Origin of the sequence: Kitasatospora cheerisanensis KCTC 2395 (assembly GCF_000696185.1) — a bacterium.
Lineage (GTDB): Bacteria > Actinomycetota > Actinomycetes > Streptomycetales > Streptomycetaceae > Kitasatospora > Kitasatospora cheerisanensis.
In genome coordinates this window covers 1-4,231 of the sequence record NZ_KK854001.1, presented here as the reverse complement: position 1 = coordinate 4,231, position 4,231 = coordinate 1, and the positions used below count along the sequence as shown (strand labels likewise).

The 4,231-nt window shown below is 71.4% G+C and carries 6 protein-coding genes; 2 read left to right on the top strand and 4 right to left on the bottom strand.

Annotation, left to right across the window (positions count from 1 at the left end):
• The 4 genes from KCH_RS36530 to KCH_RS36515 form a co-directional block, all read right to left on the bottom strand.
• Positions 1–230, bottom strand: a 230-nt coding sequence (locus KCH_RS36530) for a hypothetical protein (protein ID WP_035876170.1), incomplete at its 3' end; no start/stop codon positions are given.
• A complete protein-coding gene (locus tag KCH_RS46370) occupies positions 230–856 on the bottom strand; it encodes a hypothetical protein (protein ID WP_157032511.1) in 627 nt (208 codons plus the stop codon). The genes KCH_RS36530 and KCH_RS46370, both read right to left, overlap by 1 nt.
• A 451-nt stretch (positions 857–1,307) precedes the next feature.
• On the bottom strand, positions 1,308–2,567 hold the full coding sequence (locus KCH_RS46950) for a DUF2637 domain-containing protein (protein ID WP_051654129.1): 1,260 nt from the start codon (positions 2,565–2,567) through the stop codon (positions 1,308–1,310).
• Positions 2,568–2,639: 72 nt separating this feature from the next.
• Positions 2,640–3,341 (bottom strand): GntR family transcriptional regulator, encoded by a 702-nt coding sequence (locus KCH_RS36515; RefSeq protein WP_035876165.1) that lies wholly within the window; start codon positions 3,339–3,341, stop codon positions 2,640–2,642.
• A gap of 296 nt (positions 3,342–3,637) precedes the next feature.
• On the opposite strand from KCH_RS36515, the gene KCH_RS36510 reads away from it, so the two are divergent.
• Together KCH_RS36510 and KCH_RS36505 are read left to right on the top strand one after the other, a co-directional pair.
• Positions 3,638–3,874: a hypothetical protein gene (locus KCH_RS36510; protein ID WP_035876162.1), complete on the top strand. Its 237-nt coding sequence runs from the start codon at positions 3,638–3,640 to the stop codon at positions 3,872–3,874.
• Complete coding sequence (locus tag KCH_RS36505; protein WP_035876160.1) at positions 3,874–4,062, top strand: hypothetical protein; 189 nt, start codon at positions 3,874–3,876, stop codon at positions 4,060–4,062. Before KCH_RS36510 ends, KCH_RS36505 begins: the two co-directional genes overlap by 1 nt.
• Positions 4,063–4,231: the final 169 nt, after the last annotated feature.

Below are 4,231 nucleotides of genomic sequence, written 5' to 3'. Positions count from 1 at the left end.
GCCGTCTTCTTCTCACCCTTCGGCGCGGCGGCGCGGGCCGCGTCCACGGTCTGACGAGCCGTCGCCCGCCCGGCCAGCACGCCGGCCTTGGCCCTGGCCTGGGCGTCCTGCACCGCCTGTCGGGCCTGTGCCTTCGCGGACTCCAGCTCGGCCTTGACCATGGCGACCTCGGCGCGGGCGGCCTCGATGGCGTCCGCCGAGGACGCGCGGGTGCCCTGGATGGCGTCCATCAACGCGTCCAGGCGGTCCGCGTAGGCGTGGCGGGGGTGAAGGTCACCAGGTAAGCGGACCCGCCGGCCCGGATCCAGGACACCACCGCGCCGGTGATCTGGGCCGCGCGCCGGGTGTGGATCGTGGCCGAGCAGGGCGGGCAGAACCAGATCTTTGCGCACTTCAGCGTGCCGAGGACGACGGTGTGGCCCTCTGCGCTCTGGGCCTTGATGACGCCGGTCTCGGGGTCCATGACGGTCCGTCCGCAGCCGCGGCACGTGCGTTCTCCGGTGATCCGCCACAGGGTGCGGCGGGCCGCGTACCGCCGCGCCGCCCGCGACCGTGCTCGTGCCTCGCGGACGGCTGCGGTCGAGGAGCCCGGAAACTCTGTTGTTTCTTTTCCAAGCGGGCCCGCTTCGCGGCCCGAAACGCCGGTCTGACCTGCGGGAATGCCGGTTTCAACCCCGGACATTGGTTCGTGTCCTGACGGATTGCCAGTGGCGGCCGCGACGATCCGCTTCGCGCGCTTGCGGCAGGCGTCCGAGCACCAACTCGCGACCAACTTGCCGGGGGTGACCTTGACCGAGGCCCTGCACATCGCGCACTTCGGGCGCTTCTTGCGGCGGACGGGGACGGTGGCGGCCATGGTGGGCGTCACCGTGGACGGGCCGCCGGCCTTGTGTCGCGTGCTGACGTGCGGACGGTCGCCGCCGTCCGGGCGCTCGACCGCGTGTGCGGGAGCGTCGTCCGGGCCGGTGGCCGGGGTGCGCACCTGGTGCGCACCGGTGTGCACACCTCGGTGTGCATCAGTCTCGTGGGGTGTTGCGCGGATACCCGCACCACCCGTTACGCTGGTCAAGCGTTGGGTTTCCTCAGCTGTCTTCGCCTAGCCGGGCGACAGTGAATGGGACTCGGCCGGTGGGGTCCCGAGTTGGCGCTCGGTCCCACACAGCCTTTGTGCTGGCTGATCATCATGCCGTACTGAGGCGCTACGTGAGGCACATGGCGCGCAAGTCGCGAGTGTGACCTAGGAGACCGTCAGGGCCCGCTCCCCCGCTGGGGGGCGGGCCCTGCGGCGTTTCCTGGGGGGGGTCGGGTCAGGCGGTGAGGGCCTCAGTGGCAACGCGGTCCCAGGCGGCGCGGAGGCGGGCGGCGCTGCCCTGGTAGCCGAGCTCGCGGAACCGGGCCTCCATCTCGCGGTAGCTGCGCGGCGGTTCGGTCTCGGTCCGGATCATGTGGACCACCACGTCGAGCTCGACGTCGGTCAGCCGGCTGCCGGGGCCGGGAACCGACACGGCTGTGTCGGTCGCCTCGATCACCGTGTCGGTTTCCGCGTCGGTCGCCGGATCGGCGGCCGCCTCGACGTCCGCCAGGTGCTGCTCGTCGGTCGTCGGGGAGTGGTCCGTGTCGGTCTCCATGTCAACCGACACGGCGGCCGTGTCGGTTTCGCCAGCGGCCGCGTCGATGTCCGTGTACTTGACGGCGCCCTCGACGTCCGCCAGGTACAGCTCGTCGGTCGTCAGGGGGCGGGGCGTGTCGGTTTCGGGGCGGGGGCGACGCGCGGCGGCCAGGAGGGCGTCCAGCGCGGCCGATTTGGCCTCGTCCAGGGCTGTGAGCTGCTGCGGGACGGGAGCGGGCTCGCGTCGTACCGGGCGGGGCTCGTAGTACCGGAGTTCGTCGAGGGCGCCGTCGGAGGCGAGCACCCGGACCGGGTGGACGGCCGGGCGGACGCAGATGGTGTGGCGGACGGGCTCCGCCACGGCGGGCGACACGGCCGTGTCGGCCGGCGGCGCGGGGGGCACCTCCACCTGCCAGGCCTCGGGTCCGCAGATGGTCATCGAGGGGCGGGCCGGGGTACTGACCGGCTCGACCGACACGGGCGTGTCGGTTGCCGTGTCGGTCCGGGCGATGGCCGCGCCGACGATCTGGTGGATCTGACGCATCAGCAGACCGAACGCCAACATCGCGGCGGTTGGCGGCACGGCCGCGACTACGTAGGTCAGCTCCGTCGATCCCGTCGGCACGCCCGCGATGTTGAGCACGATCGAACCCACCGACCCGATCGCAGTGGCCCCGACGGCCCACCAGTCGGTCCGGCCTCGCAGGCCGGCGCGGAGCATCAACACCTCGCCGATCACCACGAATGCGTCGAGGGCTGCGGGCCACGCCCAGGCCCGTTCCGGTGCGGAACCGAGGCCGTTGTCGCGGGCGATGTCGTGCAGGTGAGCGTAGGACAGCCAGAACACCACACTGGTCAGCGCGATGATCAGGGCTCCGGCCAACAGGGTCAGGATCAGGTCGAGTCGACCCGCCGAGACGCGGTGGCGCGTCGCCGCATACTGGGTGTTGTGTGACACGGGTACCTCCGTCGATCACGAGTTGGTAGGGCCGACCCCGGGGCTCATCCGGAGTCGGCCCTTCTGCATGCACTACAGCGCGGTGGAGTACCGCAGGACGGTGGCGGTGACCTTGACGCCCACCTCCACCGTCCGGGAGTCCGCCAGCCAGACCGTGCGCACGATCTGATTGACGATCACCTGACCGGTGAGGCCCAGCGCCTCGGCCTCCGGCACGGTCGCCAGCCGGGGGCTGATCTCCTCCAGTACCTGGGCCTGCGGAACACCGAGACGCTCGGCGGCCAGCTCACGGCTGGCACCGGTCGACACGGGCTCGGTCAGCTCGGGCACGGCCTCGATGACGTACGCCGGGTAGTAGGACGACGAGTAGTGCACGGGCACGCCACCGCGGCTGACGACACGCCGACGGACGTGCACCGGAGTGCCGGGTTCGACTCCGAGGCGGTGGGCCACGGTTTCGTCGGCCGGCACCGTGCCAACCTCCAGGATTCGGCTGGTCTCGCCCTGTGCCAGCGCCCGGCCGGTGGCCGCGTGTGCCGCGACGCGGGCGGCAACGCCGTCGCTGCCGTACGGGGCTACGACCGTGCCCCCGCCGGTGGTGGCGGTGGTGAGGCCCTCGGTGCGGAGCCGAGCGTAGGCCCGGCTAGCTGTCTGCTGGGCTACCCCGAACTCCTGCATCACCTCTCGCAGGGTCGGGAGGCGGTCGCCGGGCCTCAGCTCACCTCCCTCGATCTGCCTGCGGAAATGCCCCGCGATGTCGGCGTATCCGGCCACGGGATCCCTCCTCTCATGTGAGCGGACGATGTGCCCGCCCTACCTCCAAACGGTAGAACATGAAGTCGTACCCTACCAAGGGGGTAGAGCAAATTCGAGTTTTGGTCTACATTCGGTGATGCAAGAAGCCCCGACCGGATGCGACCCGGCCGGGGCTCAGGCCACCCCCTCCGTGAAGGGACCAGCCATGCTCGACGCTACCCCGCCCCCGTCCCCCCGATCACGCCCGCCGACCTGGCCAAGGCCGCTGCTGGCGCGGCCCGCCTGCTGGGCCGCCTGCTGGGCGGTGCGCGGTGATGACCTGCCTGCCGATCATCGGCACCCTCGCCCCCGCCGGCCTGCCGGACACCTACACCGCGACCGAGCCGATCGGCGTCGCCGAACTGCGCGAGGTGATCAAGGCGAAGTGGTGCCTGAGCTGCCGCACCGTTGACGGCTCGTCCACCAGCACCGGCTGCGGCACGTACTACCTGCTCGCCGAGATCGACGGCCAGGTCCTCACCGTCCGCGGCGAGTTCGCGGGGGTGCGGTGATGAGCCTCTTCAACTCCCGCTCCAGCGAGCCGAGGCCGTCCACCCGCACGGACACCCCGGCGCACGTCGACTCCGCCGGCCGCACCTGGACCGGCGCCGACTACGACGAGGCCCGCGCCAACGGCCGCCCGGTCCAAGCCCCGCGCACCACCCACAGCACCGACCAGCTCGGCCGCACCTCCTCCTGAACACCTGGTGCGCACCCCTGCACACCTCGGGGTGCGCACCTCCCCTGACCTGGAGAGATACCCGTGATCGGGACCCTGATCCTCCTGATCGGCCTCGCGGCCGACGCCGCGCTGATCGTCTACTGCATCTACCTGTTCCTGACGGGGTGGACGCGATGACCACGACCCC